Origin of the sequence: Lentzea sp. NBC_00516 (assembly GCF_036346835.1) — a bacterium.
GTDB classification, from domain to species: Bacteria; Actinomycetota; Actinomycetes; order Mycobacteriales; family Pseudonocardiaceae; genus Lentzea; species Lentzea sokolovensis.
Genome location: NZ_CP107840.1, coordinates 2,767,440 through 2,788,696 on the forward strand (window position 1 = coordinate 2,767,440; position 21,257 = coordinate 2,788,696).

General features: G+C 69.8%; 27 protein-coding genes and 1 pseudogene. 10 read left to right on the top strand and 18 right to left on the bottom strand.

The genetic code is table 11. The features are described from left to right. Positions 1 to 3 precede the first annotated feature (3 nt). From OG205_RS12395 to OG205_RS12410, 5 genes and pseudogenes are all read right to left on the bottom strand, one after another. On the bottom strand, positions 4 to 471 hold the full coding sequence (locus OG205_RS12395; RefSeq protein WP_330276363.1) for a YybH family protein: 468 nt from the start codon (positions 469 to 471) through the stop codon (positions 4 to 6). An 84-nt stretch (positions 472 to 555) separates the two neighbouring features. Further along, positions 556 to 693, bottom strand: a pseudogene (locus OG205_RS46770) (DUF1295 domain-containing protein); the annotation flags it as partial. Then, positions 690 to 872: a hypothetical protein gene (locus tag OG205_RS12400; RefSeq protein ID WP_330276364.1), complete on the bottom strand. Its 183-nt coding sequence runs from the start codon at positions 870 to 872 to the stop codon at positions 690 to 692. The pseudogene OG205_RS46770 and the gene OG205_RS12400, both read right to left, overlap by 4 nt. 122 nt (positions 873 to 994) lie before the next feature. Next, positions 995 to 1,432, bottom strand: coding sequence for an SRPBCC family protein (locus tag OG205_RS12405; RefSeq protein ID WP_330276365.1), 438 nt, complete (start codon positions 1,430 to 1,432; stop codon positions 995 to 997). A 50-nt stretch (positions 1,433 to 1,482) separates the two neighbouring features. Then, the gene (locus OG205_RS12410) at positions 1,483 to 1,869 is read right to left on the bottom strand and encodes a hypothetical protein (RefSeq protein WP_330276366.1); all 387 of its coding nucleotides are present in this window, start codon (positions 1,867 to 1,869) and stop codon (positions 1,483 to 1,485) included. 97 nt (positions 1,870 to 1,966) lie between these two features. Between OG205_RS12410 and OG205_RS12415 the strand changes: the two genes are divergently transcribed. Together OG205_RS12415 and OG205_RS12420 are read left to right on the top strand one after the other, a co-directional pair. Continuing rightward, positions 1,967 to 2,947 carry a carboxylate-amine ligase gene (locus OG205_RS12415; RefSeq protein ID WP_330276367.1) on the top strand — a complete coding sequence of 327 codons (981 nt, stop codon included), beginning with the start codon at positions 1,967 to 1,969 and terminating at the stop codon, positions 2,945 to 2,947. Continuing rightward, positions 2,922 to 3,944 carry an iron-containing redox enzyme family protein gene (locus OG205_RS12420; protein ID WP_330278152.1) on the top strand — a complete coding sequence of 341 codons (1,023 nt, stop codon included), beginning with the start codon at positions 2,922 to 2,924 and terminating at the stop codon, positions 3,942 to 3,944. Before OG205_RS12415 ends, OG205_RS12420 begins: the two co-directional genes overlap by 26 nt. Here OG205_RS12420 and OG205_RS12425 read toward each other — a convergent pair. Further along, complete coding sequence (locus OG205_RS12425) at positions 3,866 to 4,063, bottom strand: CDGSH iron-sulfur domain-containing protein (RefSeq protein ID WP_330278153.1); 198 nt, start codon at positions 4,061 to 4,063, stop codon at positions 3,866 to 3,868. The two genes, OG205_RS12420 and OG205_RS12425, sit on opposite strands and share 79 nt — an antisense overlap. Before the next feature lie 101 nt (positions 4,064 to 4,164). Here OG205_RS12425 and OG205_RS12430 point away from each other — a divergent pair, with 101 nt between their 5' ends. Next, positions 4,165 to 5,304, top strand: coding sequence for a zinc-dependent alcohol dehydrogenase (locus tag OG205_RS12430; protein ID WP_330276368.1), 1,140 nt, complete (start codon positions 4,165 to 4,167; stop codon positions 5,302 to 5,304). Continuing rightward, positions 5,301 to 6,290, top strand: coding sequence for an NAD-dependent epimerase/dehydratase family protein (locus tag OG205_RS12435; protein WP_330276369.1), 990 nt, complete (start codon positions 5,301 to 5,303; stop codon positions 6,288 to 6,290). Before OG205_RS12430 ends, OG205_RS12435 begins: the two co-directional genes overlap by 4 nt. A 51-nt stretch (positions 6,291 to 6,341) precedes the next feature. On the opposite strand, the gene OG205_RS12440 is transcribed toward OG205_RS12435, so the two are convergent. From OG205_RS12440 to OG205_RS12460, 5 genes are all read right to left on the bottom strand, one after another. Continuing rightward, positions 6,342 to 8,648, bottom strand: coding sequence for an ATP-binding protein (locus OG205_RS12440; RefSeq protein ID WP_330276370.1), 2,307 nt, complete (start codon positions 8,646 to 8,648; stop codon positions 6,342 to 6,344). A gap of 155 nt (positions 8,649 to 8,803) precedes the next feature. Beyond that, complete coding sequence (locus tag OG205_RS12445) at positions 8,804 to 9,076, bottom strand: PRC-barrel domain-containing protein (protein WP_330276371.1); 273 nt, start codon at positions 9,074 to 9,076, stop codon at positions 8,804 to 8,806. Then, positions 9,063 to 9,461: a hypothetical protein gene (locus tag OG205_RS12450; RefSeq protein WP_330276372.1), complete on the bottom strand. Its 399-nt coding sequence runs from the start codon at positions 9,459 to 9,461 to the stop codon at positions 9,063 to 9,065. Before OG205_RS12450 ends, OG205_RS12445 begins: the two co-directional genes overlap by 14 nt. Continuing rightward, positions 9,458 to 10,687: an NRAMP family divalent metal transporter gene (locus OG205_RS12455; RefSeq protein ID WP_330276373.1), complete on the bottom strand. Its 1,230-nt coding sequence runs from the start codon at positions 10,685 to 10,687 to the stop codon at positions 9,458 to 9,460. The genes OG205_RS12450 and OG205_RS12455 overlap by 4 nt, the downstream gene beginning before the upstream one ends. After that, positions 10,684 to 11,115, bottom strand: a complete 432-nt coding sequence (locus tag OG205_RS12460; RefSeq protein WP_330276374.1) for a hypothetical protein — start codon at positions 11,113 to 11,115, stop codon at positions 10,684 to 10,686. Before OG205_RS12460 ends, OG205_RS12455 begins: the two co-directional genes overlap by 4 nt. Positions 11,116 to 11,223: 108 nt before the next feature. On the opposite strand from OG205_RS12460, the gene OG205_RS12465 reads away from it, so the two are divergent. Both OG205_RS12465 and OG205_RS12470 read left to right on the top strand, forming a co-directional pair. Further along, the gene (locus OG205_RS12465) at positions 11,224 to 11,712 is read left to right on the top strand and encodes a DUF6328 family protein (protein WP_330276375.1); all 489 of its coding nucleotides are present in this window, start codon (positions 11,224 to 11,226) and stop codon (positions 11,710 to 11,712) included. Positions 11,713 to 11,718: 6 nt separating this feature from the next. Then, on the top strand, positions 11,719 to 12,015 hold the full coding sequence (locus OG205_RS12470) for a hypothetical protein (RefSeq protein WP_330276376.1): 297 nt from the start codon (positions 11,719 to 11,721) through the stop codon (positions 12,013 to 12,015). On the opposite strand, the gene OG205_RS12475 is transcribed toward OG205_RS12470, so the two are convergent. From OG205_RS12475 to OG205_RS12490, 4 genes are all read right to left on the bottom strand, one after another. Continuing rightward, complete coding sequence (locus OG205_RS12475; protein WP_330276377.1) at positions 12,012 to 12,749, bottom strand: GAF domain-containing protein; 738 nt, start codon at positions 12,747 to 12,749, stop codon at positions 12,012 to 12,014. The two genes, OG205_RS12470 and OG205_RS12475, sit on opposite strands and share 4 nt — an antisense overlap. 45 nt (positions 12,750 to 12,794) lie before the next feature. Further along, positions 12,795 to 13,496 carry an ANTAR domain-containing protein gene (locus OG205_RS12480; protein ID WP_330276378.1) on the bottom strand — a complete coding sequence of 234 codons (702 nt, stop codon included), beginning with the start codon at positions 13,494 to 13,496 and terminating at the stop codon, positions 12,795 to 12,797. 105 nt (positions 13,497 to 13,601) lie between these two features. Continuing rightward, positions 13,602 to 14,306 carry a GAF and ANTAR domain-containing protein gene (locus OG205_RS12485; RefSeq protein WP_330276379.1) on the bottom strand — a complete coding sequence of 235 codons (705 nt, stop codon included), beginning with the start codon at positions 14,304 to 14,306 and terminating at the stop codon, positions 13,602 to 13,604. 83 nt (positions 14,307 to 14,389) lie between these two features. Next, on the bottom strand, positions 14,390 to 15,217 hold the full coding sequence (locus OG205_RS12490) for an ANTAR domain-containing protein (RefSeq protein ID WP_442916819.1): 828 nt from the start codon (positions 15,215 to 15,217) through the stop codon (positions 14,390 to 14,392). A gap of 298 nt (positions 15,218 to 15,515) precedes the next feature. On the opposite strand from OG205_RS12490, the gene OG205_RS12495 reads away from it, so the two are divergent. Both OG205_RS12495 and OG205_RS12500 read left to right on the top strand, forming a co-directional pair. Then, entirely contained in the window at positions 15,516 to 15,875 is a 360-nt protein-coding gene (locus OG205_RS12495; RefSeq protein WP_330278154.1) for an STAS domain-containing protein, read from the top strand. Between the two features lie 150 nt (positions 15,876 to 16,025). Next, positions 16,026 to 17,309, top strand: a complete 1,284-nt coding sequence (locus tag OG205_RS12500) for a cation:proton antiporter (RefSeq protein WP_330276381.1) — start codon at positions 16,026 to 16,028, stop codon at positions 17,307 to 17,309. Here OG205_RS12500 and OG205_RS12505 read toward each other — a convergent pair. Beyond that, complete coding sequence (locus tag OG205_RS12505) at positions 17,306 to 17,866, bottom strand: hypothetical protein (RefSeq protein ID WP_330276382.1); 561 nt, start codon at positions 17,864 to 17,866, stop codon at positions 17,306 to 17,308. The genes OG205_RS12500 and OG205_RS12505 overlap by 4 nt on opposite strands. A gap of 101 nt (positions 17,867 to 17,967) precedes the next feature. Between OG205_RS12505 and OG205_RS12510 the strand changes: the two genes are divergently transcribed. Further along, positions 17,968 to 18,405 carry an Hsp20/alpha crystallin family protein gene (locus OG205_RS12510; protein ID WP_330276383.1) on the top strand — a complete coding sequence of 146 codons (438 nt, stop codon included), beginning with the start codon at positions 17,968 to 17,970 and terminating at the stop codon, positions 18,403 to 18,405. 472 nt (positions 18,406 to 18,877) lie between these two features. On the opposite strand, the gene OG205_RS12515 is transcribed toward OG205_RS12510, so the two are convergent. After that, entirely contained in the window at positions 18,878 to 19,774 is an 897-nt protein-coding gene (locus OG205_RS12515) for an oxidoreductase (RefSeq protein ID WP_330276384.1), read from the bottom strand. 97 nt (positions 19,775 to 19,871) lie between these two features. Between OG205_RS12515 and OG205_RS12520 the strand changes: the two genes are divergently transcribed. Next, on the top strand, positions 19,872 to 20,294 hold the full coding sequence (locus OG205_RS12520; protein WP_330276385.1) for a PLAT/LH2 domain-containing protein: 423 nt from the start codon (positions 19,872 to 19,874) through the stop codon (positions 20,292 to 20,294). A gap of 113 nt (positions 20,295 to 20,407) precedes the next feature. On the opposite strand, the gene OG205_RS12525 is transcribed toward OG205_RS12520, so the two are convergent. After that, positions 20,408 to 21,241, bottom strand: coding sequence for a DUF1963 domain-containing protein (locus OG205_RS12525; RefSeq protein WP_330276386.1), 834 nt, complete (start codon positions 21,239 to 21,241; stop codon positions 20,408 to 20,410). Positions 21,242 to 21,257 lie beyond the last annotated feature (16 nt).

Below are 21,257 nucleotides of genomic sequence, written 5' to 3' on the forward strand. Positions count from 1 at the left end.
GTCTCACGAACCCCGGGCATCGTCCAAGCGGCCGTCGAGTCTCCCCTGCGGCAGGACCTCGGTGGAGTTGTGCTCACGGACGATCCGCCACCCGTCCGGCGTCCGCCGCCAGACCAGCGAGGTCGTGGTGCGGATGTCCGTGACGCCGCCGGGTGTGACGATCCGGGCCACGAACCTCAGCGTGGACGCGGCCAGGTCGCCACTGGCGACGACGTGCGGTCCGTCGTCGATCGCGTGGTGCGCGGACACCATCTCGCGGAAGGCGGGTTCCCAGATCGCGCCGTAGCCGGCGGCGGTCGTCGCCACGCGGTGTTCGGGGTCGAAGTCGTCGTAGAGGCGGACGTCCGGTGAGGTGAAGTCGTAGAACCCGCCGAAGACGCGCCCGAAGTCGAAGGGCGCGTCTCCTTCGCGACGGTCCCAGCCGAACACCCACCTGCCGTGCAGTTCCGCGACCAACTGTTCGTCGTTCATGATCTCGAAGTTAGGACCGCGCCAGGATTTCAGGCAGGGTGCGTCACACCCACCCGCTTCGAAGGCCGGGGAAAGATAGCTCGTCAACGCCGGTGCGGGCAGCGTCCAGCCGGCCAGGGACGACGCGGCCGCCGCGAGCCAGGCGCCGTCCCAGACGAGCGAGTCGCCGAGGTGGTCGGGATGGCGCGACCAGCCCCCGCAGGCCGGTGTCGAGCACGTCAGGGGCGTTCGCTCCTGTCCCGCTTCGAGTACTCGGTCTTCTGCCGGTCGGCCAGCGCCTCGATCACCGCGGCCGTGACGGCGAGTCCGGCGGGAGCGAGCCACCCGCCTGCGGGTGTCGCCGCTGCCGGCGAGGGCGCCCGTGACCGCCACGGCTGCCAGGCCTGGGCCCCAGGCGACATCGGCGTAGTCGGGTCGCCCTGTGCGCAGGGCGACCACCGCCGTGGTCGCCTGGATCGTCCCCACGACGGCAGCGGACAGGCCGCCACCCGTCGCAGGTTGGCGAGGTCCACCTCGCGAGGCGCTAGCGCGCCAGTCCGTTGAGCACCTCGGTCATCTGCTTCTCGGTGTCGTTGCCGAGCTTCTCGAAGACGACCTTGCCCAGCGGGGCCGCGAGTTTGGCCGCGCCCTTGAACTCCAGGTCGTTGGTGTAGGTGATGGCCGAGCCCGTGCCGTGAGGCGCGATCTCGATGGTCTCGGTGGAGGTGGCGGTGTCGTTGCGGCCCACCAGCACGATGCGGTCCTGAGCGAGTTGTTCGAGCGTGTAGGTGAGTTCGGTGGTGATGCCCGCGATCTTCGACGTGTTGTGCCAGTTCGCCCCGACCGCGACCGGCCCGCTGTCGTTGCGGGTGCAGCTCTCGGTACCGGGGTCCCACTGCTCGGCGTTGCCGAAGTCGGCCAGGTACGGCACGACCGTCCCGGGTGGAACGTCGACGGTGAACGTGCGGGACACGGTGGTCATGAACAGATCCTTTCGCCGGGTACGGGTCCGGGTACCCGGTGCGGGAGCGATCAGTCGTTCTCGGCGTACGCGGCGGAGCTGCGGCGCTGGCGGTCGCGCTTGAGCTCCTTCTCCAGGCCGTGTCTCTGTCCGCCGGCCAGGTCGTCGCGGGCGGCGCGCTCGACGTCGCGGAACACGTCGTAGTACATGTCGTCGTACTCCTCGACGATCTGGAACGTCCACCGGCCGGGCAGCACGTTGCGACCCATCAGGTCCCGCTGCACGCGCTTGGCGTGTTCGGGGTGGCCCGCCTCGCGCAGTGCCGCGATCGCGTCGTCGAGCTCGAAGTCGGCGGTGCCGGTGAGCTGGTGGAACGAGTACAGGTGCCCGCGGGCGCGTTCGGTGGTCTCCAGCGCCTTGCGCAGCTTGCCGAGCGCCTCGATCGTCTTGTCGTCCATGCCGATCCGAATACCCCGTGGCGGTTCGCGCCTACCCCGTACGGGTAACCCCAGTTCACAACGTTCCAGGAAGAGCGGAGACGGTCACTTGCCGGACATGTGCGCCGACACCGTGGGTGTGGAAGAAGAGTTCCTGCTCGTCGATCCGTTTTCCCGGCGCACGGTGATGCGAGCGGACGCCGTGCTCGCCCGATTGCGCGACACGGAACTGACCAAGTTCCACGCGGAACTGGCCGGAACGCAGGTGGAGGCCGCGACCGGGCCGTGCACCAGCGTTGCCGCGCTGGGTGAGGCGCTCGCGCACGCCCGTTCGATGGTCGCGGACGCCGCACGGGCAGAGGGCCTGGAGCTGATCTCCCGTGGCACGCCGGTCAAGAACTCGACGCACTCGGTGGTCACGGACGGTGCGCGGTATCACCGCATACTCGACACCTACGCGGGCGTCGTCGACGACTACGAGGCGTGCGGGTGCCACGTTCACGTCGGCGTGCCCGACCGCGAGACCGCCGTGGCCGTGCTGAACCACGTGCGGCCGTGGCTGCCCACATTGCTCGCCCTGTCCGCCAACTCCCCCGACCGCGGCTACGCGAGCTGGCGGACGGTGCTGCAGTCGAGGTTCCCCGGCGCCGGCGTGCCTCCGCTGTTCGTCGACGCGGAGCACTACGACGCCCACGTCGGCCGGATGGTGGCCTGCGGGACGCTCGTGGACCGCGCGCAGTCGTTCTGGCTGGTGCGCCTGGCCACGACGCTGCCGACCGTCGAGTTCCGCGTGGCCGACGCGGCCGCCGAGGTGGACGACGCGGTGCTGCAGGCGGCGCTGTCCCGCGCACTCGTGCACACCGCCCACGAAGACGTCCTCGCGGGCAAGGAGCCTTCCGCGGTGCGGGACGACGTGCTCGCCGCCGCGGTGTGGACGGCGTCCCGGTACGGCATCGACGGCGCCGGGATCGACCCGTGGCGCGAGTGCCGGGTGCCCGCGACGGCCTTGCTCGACGACCTGCTCAAACACGTGACGTCCGCTTTGGACGAACGTGACGAACTCGCTCTCGTGCATGGGCTCGTCGCCGCGCGGGTATGACCTGTGGGTGCAACTTCCTTCGCCTCGCGGCCCTCTGTCCGAGCGTGTCGTCGCCGCACTGAACGGTGAACCGGACGGACGCGAGATCGCGTTCGTGGCCGCCGATCCGTACGGCGAGGACCTCGCCGTCGCCCTGCACACGCTGTACGAACTGCATTACGGCGGTTTCGACGGCGTGCACCCGGCCTGGGAATGGGATCCCGAGCTGCTGCGGCTGCGCGCACAGGTCGAACGCGTCTTCCTCGACCGGCTCAGATCCGATGTGGACGGCGGAGACGATCTCGAAGGGACTCTCGGCGCGATGCTGGTCGAGCACGTCCCCGGCAGCGGCGTCTCCCACCACATGCGTGACGGCGGAACGTGGGAGCAGATGTGCGAGTACTTCGCGCATCGTTCCGTTTACCACCACAAGGAAGCAGACCCGCACGCCTGGGTTATTCCGCGTCTGCGGGGCAAGGCGAAGGCCGCCCTGGTCGCCGTGGAGTTCGACGAGTACGGCGCCGGCCGGGCCGACCGGATGCACTCCCGCCTGTACGCCGATCTTCTCGAGGGCGCGGGAATGTCGGCGGAGTACCTGCACTACTTCGACGACGTGCCGGCGCCGGCCATCGCGATCGTCAACATGATGTCGATGTTCGGCCTGCACCGGTCGTTGCGCGGCGCGCTGGTCGGCCACTTCGCCGCCGCCGAGATCACCACGGGACCGAGCGCGCACCGCATGGTGCAGGCGTTGACGCGTCTCGGCGCCGACCCGCGGTGCGTCGAGTTCTTCACCGAGCACATCGAAGCCGACGCCGTGCACGAGCAGATCATGCGCAACGACGTGATCGGCTCTCTGCTGGAGCAGGAACCTTTGCTCACAACGGACGTGGTGTTCGGCATCCAGGCGACGGAACTGCTGGAGTCACGCCTCGCCGATCACCTGTTGTCCTCCTGGGAGGCGGGCGAGTCGTCGCTGCGGACCCGCTTGCGGTGGCTGGTGTCGCAGAACGGGTAGCGCTTGCTGCGACGGCACGCGCACACCGCGACCACGAACCGGTCGCTGGTGTGCGTCACTCCGTCGTCGGTGACCAGTTCGACCGGTCCTTCAACGAGCATCGGGCCGTTCGGCACCATCGTCACGCGGCGCGGGTTCTGTCTGGTCACCGTTCCTGACTACCCGGGGTTCGCTCCGCCGAATCGGGGGAAGACCGCAAGGGAACTTTCGGGAGGCGGACATGAAAGCAGTCGTGTGGCACGGCAAGGGTGACATCAGGCTCGACGACGTGGAGGACCCGAAGGTCCTCGAACCGACGGACGCGATCATCAGGATCACCCGCAGCGCGATCTGCGGCACGGACCTGCACATGGTGCGGGGCACCATGCCGGACATGGTGGAGGGCACCGTGCTCGGGCACGAGGCCGTCGGTGTCGTCGAGGAGGTGGGCGACGCGGTGCGCGGCTTCTCTCCTGGCGACCGCGTGGTGATCCCGTCCACGATCGGGTGCGGCACGTGTTCCTACTGCCGCGCCGGGTACTACGCGCAGTGCGACACGGCGAACCCGAACGGTCCGGCGGCGGGCACGTGCTTCTTCGGAGGCCCCAAGGCGACCGGCCCGATCAACGGGTTGCAGGCCGAGTACGCCCGGATCCCGTACGCCGCGACCACGATGGTGCGCGTGCCGGACGCGGTGAGCGACGACCAGGCGATCCTGCTCTCCGACATCTTCCCGACCGCGTGGTTCGGCTCCCGGCTGGCCGAGGTCGGCTCCGGTGACACCGTGCTGGTGCTGGGCGCGGGTGTGGTCGGCCAGTTCGCGATCGCCTCGGCGAAGCGGCAGGGCGCAGGCCGCGTCATCGTCGTCGACGGCATCAGGTCGAGGCTGGACAAGGCGCGTGAGCAGAACGCCGAGACCGTCGACTTCAACTCCGAGGACCCCGTCGAGGTCGTGAAGGACCTGACCGGCGGCATCGGACCTGACCGGGTGATCGAGGCGGTCGGTGTCGACGCGGAGAGTCCCGGCAAGCCGGAAGGTGAGCAGTGGAAGCCCGGTGACGCGCCCGGGCTCGCGCTCGACTGGGCCGTCGAGATGGTGGCCAAGGCCGGCTCGATCGGGATCATCGGCGTGTACCCGCCGGGGTTCGAGCAGTTCCCGATCGGTGCCGCGATGAACAAGAACCTCACGCTGCGGATGGGCAACTGCAACCACCGCCGGTACCTCCCGAGGCTGCTCGACCTGGTGCTGACCGGTGTGGTCGACCCGACCGCGTTCATCACGCAGCACGAGGAGCCCTCGAACGCGATCGAGGCGTACCAGACCTTCGACCTGCGAGAAGACGGCTGGCTGAAGACGGTGCTGAACGTGAGCCGCCCGTGAAGGTCGTCATCACCGGCGCGACCGGCAACGTGGGCACTGCCCTTCTCCGGCGGCTGGCCGAGGAACCCGGCATCGAGGTGCACGGCATCTCCCGCAGACCACCAGCGTCCGCACCTCCCTACGACGTCAAGTGGACCCCGATCGACATCAGCAGGTCAGGAGCGGAGGAACTCCTCCGCGTGGCGTTCGAGGGCGCGGACGCGGTCGTGCATCTCGCCTGGCTCATCCAGCCCGCCCGCGACGAACGCCTGACGTACGCGACGAACGTGGCGGGATCCGCGCGCGTGTTCGACGCGGCGGTGGCAGCGGGTGCGCCGCATCTGGTGCACATGTCGTCCGTCGGCGCGTACTCGCCGGGCAGCAAGGACCGCCGGGTGGACGAGACCTGGCCGGTCGACGGGGTGTCCAGCTCGTTCTACAGCAGGCACAAAGCCGCGGTGGAGCACATGCTGGACACCTTCGAGGGCCGGTTCGTCATCAGCCGGCCGCGGCCGGGGCTGATCCTGCAGTCCGACGCCGGAGCGGAGATCCGCGACTACTTCCTGGGCCGGCTGGTGCCGCGAAGCCTGTTCCGCCACCGGATTCCGGTACTGCCGTTGCCACGGGACATGGTGTTGCAGTTCGTGCACGCCGACGACGTCGCCGACGCGCTGGCGCTGATCCTCGAGAAGCGGTTGCCCGGTGCGGTGAACCTCGTGTCCGAGCCCGTCATCACGCCACGGGCGTTCGCTGAGGTGCTGGGCGCCCGGCACGTGCCCATCGCGCCGGGTGTCCTGCGGCAACTGGCGAACGTCACGTGGCACCTGCGGTTGCAGCCCACCCCGTCCGGATGGGTCGACCTCGCACTGAGGTCTCCCCTGCTGGACGCGTCGCGGGCACACGAGGAGCTGGGCTGGAAACCCCTGGTCGGCGCGGAGGAAGCGCTGCGGGAGATCGTGCACGGCATCGGGCGAGGAGGCGGGGTCGACGCGAGCCCAGCGCTGTGACGCGGAGGACTGGCACAGGAGTCCACACAGGACAGCGCTGGGCTGGAACGTTCAGAGAGCCCCGGGAGCGGTCTTCTCCAGACTGCGGGCGAAGTCCGCGAGCACATCCTCGGCGACACGATTCAGCTTGGTGTTGCTGCGCTGGGAGAGGCTCACCAGGTGCTGGAAGGCGGTGTCGCCGTCCCAGCGCCGGGTCACCATCAGGATGCCCATGGCCTTGCCGATCTCGCCGCGGGTGGTCACGGCGGTGCGCAACGTCTCCGTCTGGCGTTCGCCCCTGACGATGAGCGTCTCCCGGAACCGGGACAGCTCGAGATGGACGCGGACGCGTGCGACGAGCTCGGCCGGGTCGAAGGGTTTGACGACGTAGTCGTCCGCACCGAGCCGCAGTCCGTCCACAGTGGACTCAGCACCCGCACGGGCGGTCAGCAGGATCACCGGCAGGCGCGCCAGTTCCTGGTCGCCGCGCAGATCTCCCAGCAGGGCAAGGCCATCACGGCCGGGCAGCATCACGTCGGTGAGCACCAGGTCCGGGCGGGCGGTGTAGACGCGGTCCAACGCGGTCTCGGCGTCCGCGGTCGCGTCCACCGTCCAGCCCTGGCCGGTGAGCAGGCGCACCAGGTAGGCCCGCAGGTCGGCGTTGTCCTCCACCAGAAGGATCCGCCGTTCGTCCTCGGTGCGCGACCGGCCGCGTGCGACCGGCTCCTGTTGCCGCGCCTCATCGGCGAACGCCGCGCCCAGGTCCGCGATCCGCTCACCCCCTGGCACGGGGATGTCCGCAGGCACGTACGGGATGGTGACGGTGAAGGTGCTGCCCTCGCCGGTGCGGCTGTGCAGCTCGACGTGGCCGCCCAACGCCGTGGACAAGTCGGCGACCAGGGCCAGGCCGATCCCGGTGCCTCCACGACTGCGACCCGCAGGGCCTTCTACCTGGTGAAATCGGTCGAAGACGCGGTCCTGCTCGCCGGGCGGGATACCGGCGCCGGTGTCCGCGACGGCCAGCACCACCTGCCCGCCGGTCCGGCGGAGGGTGACCGTGACGGTGCCGTGGTCGGTGAACTTGATCGCGTTGGAGACGAGGTTGAGGACGATCCGCGCCCACATCTCCTGGTCGATGGCCGCCGTGACGGGCTCGGCGGACACCGTCAGCGCCAGGCCGGCGGCGTCCGCGGTGGCCCGGCACATGCTGACGCACGCTTCGGTCAGCTCCGCCAGGTCGGTGGGTTCGGGCCGGGCGTGCAACCGGTCGGACTCCGCCCTGGCCACGTCGAGCAGGTCGTCCACCAGTCGTTTGAGGCGCACCGCCGCCCGGTGAGCCGCGGCCAGCGTCTCGCGCCGCTCCCCCGTCTCGTCCTCGATGAGCGTGCCGAGCGGTGCGAGCAACAGGGTCAGGGGCGTGCGGAACTCGTGGCTGATGTTCTGGAAGAAGCGGTTCTTGGCCGCGTCCAGCTCCGTGAGGGCCTCGGCTCGGGCACGTTCGGCGGCGTACGCGTGCGCGTCGCCCACGAGGGCGGCGACCTTGGCCGCGACGAGGTCGACATAGCCCGCGTACAGGTCGTCGAACGCTCTCAGCGGGCTCAGGCCGAGCACCAGCACGCCGGTCACCGCCGAGGCGTCCTGCAGCGGAGCCACCACGGCGTGGTCCAGGTAGTGCTTCCGGCCTGTTTCGGCTGCCTGCCGCACGATCTCGTCCGGTACGTCGATCTCACCGCTCGCGGCGACCAGTTCGTCTCGCCCGTCCTGGTCGCACAGGTAGACCTTCACGGCGGGCAGGTCGGGGCGGTTGTTCGCCAGCACCTCGACCGCGGCGCGGCACACGTCGGCCGGGGTGTCGGCCTCGGCGATCGTCACCATGCCCAGCCGGCGCAACGACTCGAGGCGGCGTTCGCTCAGCACTCGGGCGGTGACGTCGGTGGTGGCCACGAAGATGCCCACGACGCCGCCGTCCTCCGCGTGCACCGGGCTGTAGGAGAACGTCCAGTACGTCTCCTCCAGGTAGCCGTGGCGGCGCAGGAGCAGTTGCAGATTCTCCGAGTACGTCGCGCGGCCGGACAGGGCGCGGTCGGCCAGCGGTGCGAGCTCGTCCCACACCTCCGCCCAGCACTCGGAACCGGGCTGTCCCACCGCCGCGGGGAACTTGTCCCCGAGCACGGGCATGTAGGCGTGGTTGAAGATCTGCACCAGGTCAGGGCCCCACCACAGCAGCATCGGGATCTGTGACGGCATCACCGTGCGCACGGCGGACCGCAGCTCCACGGGCCACGACTCGACCGGGCCCAGCGATGTCGACGCCCAGTCCAGGCCACGATGCGCCGCGCTGGTCTCGTCGTCGCCGGTGAACAGGTCCACCCTCGCCATCACGCCCTCCGCTGTCGTGGCGGAGCTGGGAGGCGGACGACACCGAGCAGGTTCGTAGCCGACCCAGAACCGCTCGGCTGCCGTTTTCAACCGATGGCGGAATTCTACCCGGAAGATCTTCCGGGGGCTTCGTGGCGCGGGTGGAGGACGTGTTGTCAGCCCGTGCCGGATGACCAGTCGACGTCCTCCCACGGCACTTCACGGGTGCCGCGGTGCAGCACGCGGGTGAGCTTCTCCAGCACCCAGGGCGGCTGATAGCCCGGCCGTTCGAACCCGAGCAGCCGCCCGCGCCGCCGTGGCGCCACGAGCACCCGCACGATCCGCTGCCGGCCCGCCTCGTCGGTCTCGGCCAGCAGATCGGCCACCCTGCCGAGCACGTTTCCGTCGCGGTCGCGCACGGTCCGTCCGAGAAGGTCACTGGCCAACATCGGTCGCTCCGGGAATCCGCCCGATCACCTTGTCCCGCAACCACAGTTCCAGCGCCGGGGTGTCGAGCAGCTCGTGCCGGACGTCGAGCCTGATCGCGCTGCCGACCTCGGCGACGCGGTCGAACGGGATGCGCAGCGGCCGCGGGTCCCCGGTGGTGTGCAGACGCCGTGCCACCGCCGCCATCCACCGGCCGAGGGCGCCACCGATGCGCGTGCCGAGCGCGTGGTGGCCGACCAGGATCGCGGCCACGAACGGGCGGCCGTCCTCGGTGACGCCGAACTCGACGTCGTCGGCCTTGCCCACGAGACGGCCGTCCAGGTCCACGATCTGGCGGTCCAGCAGGTGGAAGTCGATCCGCAACGGATCCGGTAGCTCAGCGTTCATCCGCCCATTCCCGTCAGGATCATCAGCGGGACGGCCGCGACCGCGGCCACCAGGATGACCACGAGGTAGGTCACGCCCAGCACGTTGGTGAAGCGCCCGTTGACCTGGTCGCCCAGGTAGTCGCGGTCGTTGGCGACGATCAGGATCGGCAGGTAGGTCAGCGGCAACGCGATCGCGCTGAACACCAGCGAGTACTCGGTGATCTCGATCGGATCCGCGGTGGTGAGCAACATCGCGACACCGAGCAGGATGCTGACGAGCACGACCGTGTGGAACCGGGCCGCTTCCCTGGGGCGCACGAGTTTGCCCCACTGCCAGCCGAAGTACTGCGCGACGGTGTACCCGGACGACAGGCCCGTCTCCAACGCCGCGCCGAAGGTGGCGGCGAAGAAACCGAGGATCACCACCGCCAGTCCCAGCTTGCCCAGCGCCATCGCCACCGGCAGCGCGGTCTGGCCGAGCGAGTCGACCTGGATCCCGGCCGGCTCGTAGACGATCGCCGCGCAGCCCATGATCGCCAGCGACAACAGGCCGCCGAGCGGGAAGCCGACGAACACGTTCACGCGTTCGAGAGCCAGATCCTTGCGGGTCCACCGTTCCTCCACGCCTCCAGAGGAGAAGAAGAAAACCTCGTACGGCGTCATGGCCGCCGCGAACAACGCGACCGCGAAGAACCCGTACGTGCCCCAGTCCTCGGTGGCAGGCGGGGACAGGCTCGTCACCTGCTCTCCCAGCCGTCCCCACGGCGGGTCGAGCGCGAAGAACGCCACCACGAACACCACCAGCGCGAGCCCTGCCAGGCCGAAGACGCGTTCCATCGGCTCGAACTTGACCCGCCACAACACCACCCACAGCACGAAAGCCGTGATCGGCACCCACAGCAGGTAGTGCACGCTGGTCGCCAGCTCGATCGCGAGTGCGACACCGCCGATCTCCGCGCTCAGCGTCAGCAGCGTGACCAGGAACGACCCTGCCAGGTTCGCCAGCGCCACGCGAGGCCCGAGCCGTTCCCTGATGAGGTCGAACACCGGACGCCCGCTCACCGCGGCCACCCGCCCGGCCATCTCGGCGTAGACGCAGATGCCGATCACACCGACCACCACGACCCACGCGAGCCGCATGCCGAACCGCGCGCCCGTCTCCGAGTTCGCGACCAGGTCACCGATGTCGACGAAGCCGCCGATCGCGGTGAGGATGCCGAGCGTGATGGCCAGGAGTCGCTTCATCGCAGCCCCTCCAGCACCGCCGCGAGCCGTTCCCCCACCGAGCCGAGCGCGTCCACCGACCGGGTCGCGGAAGCCTGGTCGTCGTTCCCGAGTCCGAGGCCGAGGTCGTCGATGAGGCGAACGCACTCCTGCAGCAGCGGCAGCACTTCGTCCCGTGTGCGTTGACTGTCCGAATCGGGCGTGGACAGCTCGCTGATGTCCGAGAACGCACTCGTCACATTCGTCCGAGCGTCATCGAGCACGGTGGACTCGTACGAGGAGAACGTGTTTCCCTTCAACGAGTTCTGCCCAGCGATCCGCGCCACGCCCACGGACGAGACGGCGTCCTGCACGCTCGACTCCACAGTGGACCGATATCCGCCTGCGCTCTGCGGCCACACGCCCAGCAGCACGAGGGCGAGCAGTACCGTCCCCACACCGATCGGCACTGCCCAACCACGCCTTCGCACACGAGACGCATACCCACTCCGCGCCCGAATACACATGGGCATTCCAAGACACCGTTTCACGTGCTCGCACGCGGGTAGACAACTCTGGTGAGCAACGCCGAAGAGTCTGAGCACCGCCGCCTGGCCAGGAATCTCAACGAGCTGCTCCAGGAGCTCCGCGTGGCCCAGGCCGGCGTGCAGATCCTGTTCGGCTTCCTGCTCTCCATCACGTTCACCGACAAGTACGCCACCGCGTCGACCCTCATCCGCACCACCCATCTGGTGACCGTCCTGTGCGCGGCGGCGGCCGTCGCGCTGCTGACCGCGCCGGCGGCCTGGCACCGCGTGCTGTTCCGCCGGGGCCGGCGCGAGGACGTCGTCGCCGCGGGCAACACGTTCCTGCTGGCCGGACTGGGTTTTCTCGCCGTCGCGATGACCGGCACCGTCCTGCTGATCAGCGAGGTCATCGTCGGCGGCTGGACGGCCGTGCTGATCGGCGTCGCCGCGTTGCTGGTCTACGGCACGTTGTGGTTCGCCATGCCGTTGCTGACCCGCGACACCAGTTCCAAGCTCGGCGACGACATCACCGACATCTGAGCGTCCGTGACCACCGAGCACGACGTCCTCTCGCAGGTCGCCATCCACTCCGTGAAAGAGGAGGGTGAGGGCATGACCTCACCCGACGACACGGCCGCGGCTCAGCGCCTCGTCGACGCGATCGTGCAGCGCGCCGCGCTGCACGAGGCCGTGGGTGTGGTGCAGGCGTGGGGTGGCGGCGACGTGGTGGAGCGCTTGGGCGACCAGCGCAGCGATGCCGAACGTGAGGCGGAGGTCGCGCGGGTCAACGCGGTCGTCGATGCCGCGGCCGAGCGGCGCGCGGATCCGGACTGGGGCGATTAGCTCGCGTCCGCCGCCTGCAGCAGGACGGCCGCGTCGAGGTCTCCGCCGGTGAGCCTGCGGGCGACGTCGCGCACCGGGCCGCGATTCCTCGTGGCGTACCCGAGAATGAGGCGGCGAGCCTCGTCCGTGCCGGTGTCGAGAGCGCCCGCGACCATGCCGATGGCGTGCGCGAGCATCACCCGGTCGTTGAGCGTGGTGAGGGTCTGCTCGGCCAGCCGGTGTGTGCGCGCGGGATCGTCGTCCTGCGACAGGCCCAGCACCGCCAGGTCCGCGAGCACCCGCCCGAGCCGTTCCTGCCACGCCTCCCACGGCGTGACAGCCGCGTAGAACACGTTGAGCCCGCCGATCGCTTCGCCGGCCAGACGCATCGGTACGGCGTGCACCGCGCGGAAACCGGCACCGAGTGCGGCACGGGTGAACACCGGCCAGCGATCGGGATCGCCTTCCAGGTCCTGGCAGGCGACCATCGCGTCGTCGCGAACGCAGTCCACGCACGGGCCTTCGTCGATCTGGCCCTGCAGCAACTCCAGGAACCGCGCCCGCTCGTCGGACGCCGCCACCACGCTCAGCCCGCCACGTGGATCGGCCAGCAGGACGCCGGTGGCGCTCGCGGAGAGCAGGTTCTCGCACGCGGCGGTGACCAGGCGCAGGACCGACTCGGCGTCGTGACCGTCGACCAAACTCGCCGTGAGTTCGCTCAACGTGACGGCGATCTGATCCTGGACGCGGGGCACGTCCGCAGCATACGACCCACCGAGGTCCGGTGCTCGCGGCACAGGTCAGTCCGCGAGCCGGTCGAGGGGGATGCGCCGTTCCAGCAGATCACGCGCCACGTCCAGCACTGAACGGCCCGAGGAGAAGGCGTGCGCGCGCAGCCGGGCGAACGCGTCCTCCAGGCTGATCCGCAGCTGTGCGGCCAGCATCCCGGTCGCCATGTTCACGTCCTGGTACGACAGCGTCATCCGCAGTTGATCGTCGGCGGCTCGCTCGTTCTGTTCGAGCAGGGCGTAGGTCGCCAGATCGGCCAGCAGCACGGCGTCCGCCACCGCGGTCAGGCCACCAGAACGGCGGCGGTACAGATCGAGCGTGCCGAGCCTGATGCCGCCGACCCGCAGTGGGAACGCGAACATCGCCGCGAGGCCCTCCGCCGAGGCCGCCGCGCTGAAAGCCGGCCACGGCACACCGTCCGTGCCCAGGTCTGCCACCAGCACCGGCGTGGCGTCCTGGAACGCCGCCACGCCCGGCCCCTCCCCCAGGGTGTACTGGATCTCCTCCAGCCGCACGGCCCACTCGTCGCTGGCGCCGACCATCTCCTCAGCACGAGCGCTGGCACGCAACGTCAACGCCGCGGCGTCCACACCGGACAGAACGTGCACGCACGCGGTGCACAACGCCCGCGCCAGCTCCGCACGCCCGGAGGCCGCGGACGTGAACTCCTCCACCGCCCGCGTGAGCCGATCCCGACGCTGCCCGTCCAACACCCGTCCTCAAACCCAGCGGTCGCGCGGTCAGCCCAACCCGTTCCGACGTCAGGGTACGAACCTAGACCGGACGGCGGCCGGCGCGCACCACGGGTCGGCGGCGGGTCAGTCGGTCAGCCGGTCGAGGGGAAGGCGCCGGGCCAGCACGTCCGCGGCCACGTCCAGCACCGACCTCCCGGCGCCGAAGGCGTGCGCGCGCAACCGCAGGAACGCGTCCTCCAGGCTGATCCGCAGCAGGACGGCCAGCATTCCGGTCGCCATGTTGACGTCCTGGTACGACGTCTCCATCCAGATCCGTTCCTCGCCTGTCATCTTCTCGTTCTGCAGGAGCAGCTTGTGGGAGATCAGATCGGCCAGCAACGCCGCGTCGAAGACGAAATCCGCGGGCAGCACGCCGGGGCGGCGGCGGTACAGCCCGAGCGTGCCGAGCTGCATCGCGCCGACCCGCAGCGGGAAGAAGAACGCGGCCGCGAGCCCCTCACCCCGCGCGGCCCCGGCGAACACGGGCCACCGCACCTCGTCGACGCTCAGATCCGGAACCAGCACAGGGCCGTCGGCCGCGACGGCCGCCAAGCCCGGCCCCTCGCCCAGCGTGTACTGCGCTTCCTCGATGCCCGCGGCCCACGGATCGCTGGCACCGACCAGTTCCTGAACGCGGGAGCCGCTGTAGAAGGCCAACGCAGCGCCGTCGACGTCCGGCATCACACGCACGCACACGGAGCTGAGGGCCTGCCCCAGTTCCGCACGCCCTGATGCCGTCGTGCACTTGAGCACCTGCTCTACGAGCCGGTCTCGGCGTTGCCCGTCCAACAGCTTTCCTCTTGCCGCCGGTCATGGGTCGGGTTCCAGCCTACGAACCCCGTCCGGACTCCGCATTTCACCGCGTCAGCGGGTCAGGGCAGATCCAGTTCGCTGTGGCGGCTCGCGATGGTCTCGGCGAGTTCGACGAGCTTGACGTTGAGGTGCTGGGAGGAGTGGCGCAGCAGGTCGAACGCCTCGTCGGCGTTCAATCCGCGACGGGCCATGAGAATGCCCTTGGCCTGTCCGATGACGTCACGGGAGTTGATCGCCCGGCGCAACTGCTCCGCCTGCAGGGTGGAGGCGTCGACGGCCTCGGTGTGCGCCAGCGCCAGGGACGCGTGCGTGGCCAGCAGCAACGCGACCGCCTGGTCCGTCTGGTCGAGGCCGTACCGCTCACGGGAGTAGATGTTCAGCGCACCGGACAGCCGGGGCGCCTGGACGTCGGGCAGCAACGCCGTGGACAGCACCGCGCCCATGCCCCGTTCGGCCGCCTTCGGGCCGAACCGGGGCCACGACACCGCGACGGCCAGGTCGGGCGCCGACGCGACGGCGGGGCCCGCCGGATCCGCGACGTCGAGGCAGGGACCTTCCAGCAGGTCGTACTGCAGCTGGTCGAGCTCGATGGCGATCGGGTCGGTCTCCACCGGCGTGTGGAACTTCCCGTCCCGGGACCGCAGGGTGATGCTGACCAGGTCCGCGCCGGGCACGACCCGCACCGCGGCATCGACGATCTGCTGCAGAACCTCCCCCGCCGTGGCGGCGTCGAGCAGGGAGTACGTCAGGGTCGCGAACTGCTGGGCCAGCGGCCCGAGCGGCGCTCCGTGATCCCTCGTGGGTACCTGGCCGGACGCGATCGCCTTCTCGGCATCGGCCGTGAACCTCGTCCGGTCGAGACTCCAGTCTTCGTCGCTGGGGGGCAATTGCGGCACCTCGGATCCTCTCCTTCCCGTCCGGTGGAACACCGTCGACGGTGATGGGGCTGACCGGGCGCTGCACTGCTGAACCCCTGGCCCACGGTAGGCGATCCCGGCACCGGTCGCTGGCGGCCGATGCGGCGCTACTGCTGCCCCAACTCTGCCAGACGCCGCAAAACCCTTCGCCTCGCGTTGTGGGCCGTGCCGGGATCGCCTACCGTGGAGGAAAGGTCCAGCAGTTCGCCTGTCGGGTTCAGCAAGCAGCTCGGTGAAGGTCCCACCACCACAGAGTGGAGTCACCGTGATGGAGGCAGAGCTCAGCCCCGGTCCACCCGTGTGCTCGGTGTGCGGTTCGCGGCAGGACGGCGTTCCGGTCGTCGCCGTCACAGGCGAGGTGGACATCGCCACCGCGCCGCTCTTGCGCGCGGAACTCACCGTCCAACTGGCACAGTCACCCGTCGTGCTGGTCGTGGACCTGCGTGAGGTGACCTTCTTCGACTCCTCCGGCATCAGCGCCCTGCTCACGGCCCACCGGCAGGCGGCGGATCTCCGGGTGGTGGCGGACAGGACGCCCGTGCTCAGAACTCTCCGCTTCTCCGGCATGGAAAGCGTGTTCCGGGTCCATCCGACACTGGCGGAGGCGCTGTCAGGGCCGGCCCGCTGACCGCTGCGTCCACAGTGGACGACGGGTGGTCCGGTGGCGTGACCGGAGAGACAACGCCGGGGTACGACGACCACCGCGAGTGGCCTTCAGTTTCGGCCTTGTACCCAACGGGGTATCTGCCCGTTTCGAGGGTCGAACGAGAGGCACACAGTGGATGCAGGCCCCCTGTTGTACACCGGCGCGGGCCTGGCGACGCTGGCCGCCGCTCTCCTGCCCCGGTTGCTGGACCGCGCACCGATCTCCATGCCGATGCTCTTCCTCGGCGCGGGCGCGCTGACGTTCTCCGTGGTCGAGCCGCTGCCCGCACCCGATCCCGTCGAACACAGCGGCCTGCTGCTGCACCTGACCGAGATCTGCGTGATCATCTCGCTGATGGGCGCAGGGCTCGCGCTCAACCGCGTGGTGAGCCTGCGCGGATGGGCGAGCACCTGGCGTCTGCTGGCCATCACCATGCCGTTGTCGATGCTCGGCGTCGGTCTGCTCGGCTGGGGCGCGCTCGGGCTCGGCGTCGCGGCCTCCGTTCTTCTCGCGGCCACCCTCGCCCCGACTGATCCCGTGCTGGCAGGCGAGGTCCAGGTCGGCGAACCCGCGGAGAACCCGGAGTCCGACGAGGACGAGGCACGGTTCGCACTCACCTCGGAAGCCGGTCTGAACGACGGTCTGGCCTTCCCGTTCACCTATGCCGCCATCGCGATCAGCCTCGCCGGAGCCGCGCCCTCGGAGTGGCTCGGCCACTGGCTCGCGGTGGACGTGCTCTGGCGGCTGCTCGCCGGGCTGGCCGTCGGCCTGCTCATCGGCTGGGCGCTCGGCAAGCTGTTCTTCTCGGCCCCGTCGGAGAAGTTCCGCCTGGCCGAGCACGCGGAAGGGTTCGTCGCCCTCGCGGCGACCTTCCTCGCCTACGGCGTCACCGAACTGATCCACGGCTACGGGTTCGTCGCCGTCTTCGTGTGCGCCTGCGCGATCCGTGCCGGCGAACACCGCCACGGCTACCACCAGGTCCTGCACCAGTACGTCGAGCAGGCCGAGCGCATGCTGACCGTGGTGATCGTCTTCCTGCTGGGCGGCGCCGCGGCCACCGGCCTGTTGTCCGGCACCACGTGGGCGGAGATCGGCGTGGCCGCGGCGGTCCTCCTGGTGGTGCGACCGCTGGCGGGCTGGATCGGCCTGCTGGGAGGCAGGTCCGGCCCTCGGGAGCGAGCCGTCATCTCGTTCTTCGGCGTGCGCGGCGTCGGATCGCTGTTCTACCTCGTCTACGCCCTGCAGGAAGGCCGGTTCGGCGAACAGGACGCGCTCTGGCGGGTCGTCGCGCTCGTCGTGATCGGCTCGATCCTCGTGCACGGACTGTCGGCGTCGCCGGTCATGTGGCTGCTCGACCGGAAACGGCGGCAGAAAGCACTACGCCACAACGACAAACCGTCCCACACTCACGTCTAGTCGAGCCCTGTCCGGCGGTTCTGGGTGTCGCGGCGCACCTGGTCGGTCTGCGCGGTGACCGCCGCGATCCGGTCGGCCAGCGCGGGGTCCGTCGTCCGGACCTGGTCGTGGGCGTCCGCCAGCGGGCCGAGCAACCGCGCGGCGTCGTTCTCGGACAGAGCCTGGCGAACGGCCGGATCCACCTCGCCGACGTGTCCGGCGAGACTGCGCAGCGAGCCGGAGTTGTCCCTTGCCCACCGCGATATCGCGCGATCACCCGCACGGCGGTCGCGTTCGGCCTGCACGCGCTCGTCCCCGGTCGCACCGTCGAGGTCGGACGGCCGCAGGCGCAGGTAGCGGCGTTCCGCGGCCTGGCGGCTGGCCACCCCCAGCGCGGGCGCCAGCTCCGCCCAGCTCGTGCCGAGCTCTCTGGCGGCGGCGATCAGCTGGGGTTCCCAGTCCGTCAGCTCGGCCCGCAGCTCGCGCAGCAGGACCAGCGCGGCCAGCACCTGGGTCGTGCTGAGGTCCGCGTCCGCGTTCGTCGCCGCACGGAGCGCCTCGTAGTCGCCGATCGCCATCGTGTCATCCTTTCGACGACATTTGTCTTGTCATCGTTCCGACGACATGCTACAACAGTGGTGCGCGTTGACAGCAGTCGAAAACATCGAGGAGGTGCCGGATGTTGATGCGCACTGACCCGTTCCGGGAGCTGGACCGCTTGGCGCAGCAGGTGCTCACCGGGCCGGGCACGTGGTCGCGGCCCACGGCGATGCCGATGGACGCCTACCGCGCGGGCGACGAGTTCGTGGTGGCGTTCGACCTGCCGGGCGTGTCCGCGGACGCGATCGAGCTGGACGTCGAACGCAACGTGCTGACCGTCAAGGCGGAGCGCAGGCCGACCATCACGGGCGACAACGCCGAGATGCAGGTCGCGGAACGACCGCTGGGCGTGTTCTCCCGCCAGCTGTTCCTCGGCGACACACTCGACACCGAACGCATCCAGGCCGCCTACGACGCGGGTGTGCTGACCCTGCGCATTCCGGTGCTGGAGAAGGCGAAGCCACGCAAGATCGCGATCACGAACACCGAGCAGGACGTCAAGCAGATCGACGCCTGACCGGGAGTGGTCGTGGTCGCACGAACACTGGACGAGGAGTTCCTCGCGCTGATGTGCGAGGACGAGGACCTGGTGCGCGCCGAGTTCGACGCGATCATCGAAGCGAGCTGGGGAGAGCCACCGCTTTCCCCGGCTCCACGCCGGCCGATCCCTTCGACACCGCACCGGAACGTGGTCCAGCCACACGGACAGGACCGCCTCCCGATCGGCAGAGCGGCTCGGCAGCGCTCCCCTCCGTCACGGAAGGCAGGTGATGCGTGGAAACGGTGAACAGCAGGAGCACGTCCGGCCGACCGCTCGCACCGTCGAGCCGACCCAACGGTGGCCAGCTCCACTGACGCCACCAAGCGCACGGGCGCAACGAACAGCGAGCCGCCCGGACTCCTCCACCCAGGTGGTCCCGTACCGCGAGATCGCGGCACGGGACCACCTTTTTCTGTCCTCATCGGACAGTGGTGACCGAGCGCAGGGCTCAGGACTTCGCGGTCAGCGGGAAGCTCACCCCGGTGAGCCGCTCCGACGTCTCCCACAGCCGCCGCGCCAGCACCGGGTCACTGGCCGCCGCCGACCGGCCGACCAGCGTGGGATGGCCGTGCAGCTCGAACCGTCCGTCCGGACCGACGTAGCTGGCGCCCGGCAGGTCCTGGGTCGCCGCGTACAACGACGGCAGCGCGCCCTGCGCCTCGGTTTGCGCGAGGTAACGCCCGGCCACGTGCACGATCTTGACCAGGTAAGGGTTGCGGCCCTTGGTACCCAGGTTCGTCGCGGAGTAGCCGGGGTGCGCGGACAGCGCGCGCACGGACGACCCGGCCTCGCGGCAGCGCCGTTCCAGTTCCAGGGTGAACAGCAGGTTCGCCAGCTTCGACCGGCCGTAGCCCTTGACCGGGGTGTAGCCGGAACGGGCGAGGTCGAGGTCGTCGAGATCGAGCACGCCCGCCTTGTGCGCGCCGGAGGCCACGGTCACCACGCGGCCGGTGATCGAGGGCAGCAGCAGGTTGGTCAGCGCGAAGTGGCCGAGGTGGTTGGTGCCGAACTGCAGCTCGAATCCGTCCGCCGTGCGACCGAACGGGGTCATCGCCACCCCGGCGTTGTTGACCAGGACGTCGAGTGCGCCCTGCCAGCCCTCGGCGAACGCGCGCACCGACGCCAGGTTCGCCAGGTCCAGTTCACGAACCTCGGTGGTGCCGGACATGGCGGCCGCGGCCCGCTCCCCCGCGGCGACGTCGCGCACCGCGAGCACCGTGCGTGCCCCTGCCGCGGCGAAGGCGGTCGCCGTGCCGCGGCCCACCCCGCTGGCCGCACCGGTCACCACGACGGTGCGACCGGTGAGGTCGGGAAGGTCGCCGGCGGTCCACTGGTGCTTCGTCATGATCGCCAGCTTAGGCGGCCGCCGGATGACCACTGAACGACCACCGTCCCCCTCCACCGTATCGGTGTCACGGTTTTCGTCGACAGGAAGAGAGAAGATGAAGATCCGCAGTGTGCTGCTCTGCGCAGCACTGGCCGTCCTCGGCACGCTCACGACGGTCGTGCCCGCCTCGGCCGACGGCATCAGCACCTACTACCTCACCTTCCGCACCGGCAACCTGCCGAACGCGGACACTGAGGACCCCGTCCGCGTGACGATGTTCGGCACCGAGGGCAAGTCCGACCCGATGCAGATCGACAGGGACTTCCGCCGCGGCGAGACGTGGACGTCCGGCCCGCACCGGCACCCGTCGTTCGGCACCGTCGGCTACATCAGCCTGGGCAAGGGCGGCCGGGAGTCCGACGCCTGGTACTCCGAGTACGTCGACATCCACGAGGAAGCCACCGGCAGGGTCTACCACTGCGCGGTCAACGAGTGGTTCCCGCAGACAAGCCTGACGCGGTACTACGCCTGCGTGTGAGCTGAGCACCCGGTGCGAGCGCGAGCGGAGGCCTTCCTCACTCGCGCTCGCGCCTGCCTCCGGAAGGCGCTCACGTCCACAGTGGACGAAAGCCGTGCTCGCCGGACCCTGACTCAGGGATTCCAGTCCACGAGGACCTGGGTGCGGTCGAAGCGTTGTGCGATCAGGTCGTCTCGCTCGATCACCCAGAAGATGGCGGCGCCTCCGCCTGACCGGTGGACGTTGAACTCCAGCAACAGAACCCAGTCGCCGGCGTCGGACGACGGCGTGCCAGGGCCGGGCCATCGTTCCGCTTTCTCGTCGTCGGCGGCGCAAAGGGCGGCGATCTCTGTCGCGTCACTGCCGTTGCAGTCCGTGCCGTACCCGCCCAGCACCAGGGTCGCCCCGCCCCACTGGTCCGCCCACACCTCGGCCAGCGCCTCGGAATGAGGATGCCCCGGCATCGGCACGAGGTAGACGGGTGACGGCGCGGCGACCGTGCCGACGAAGGGCAGGGACACGTCGGCCGTCAGGTGGATGTCGCCTTGCGGGAACTCGTCGTGGTTCTCCGCGAAATCGTCACCGCAGGCCGGATAGGACGCAGGGTCCAGTTCCCGTTCCACGACGGCCGCGCCTTCCGGCACGTACACGACCTCGCCCATGCCGTGCTCCTCCGGATAGCCGAAGAACAGCAGCCTGCCGTCGGACGGCAGCGGAAGATCCGTCGCTTCCCGGGGAAGAGCGGCGCAGTCGATGGTGGCGACCAACGGGTAATCCTGGGTCTCGACGTCGGCGGGCAGCATGATCGGACCGCCGAACCGGCCCACGACCGGTCCGTCCCCGTCCAGCGCCAGAAGTGCGCAGGGGCGGACGATCTCCATCCACCGCTCCACATCGGGCTCCGGGATCTTCCGCGCGAGCGCCTCGGAGCGGATCTGGTCGAGGATCTTCACGTTCCTGGGATTCACGGCGGCACCGTAACGC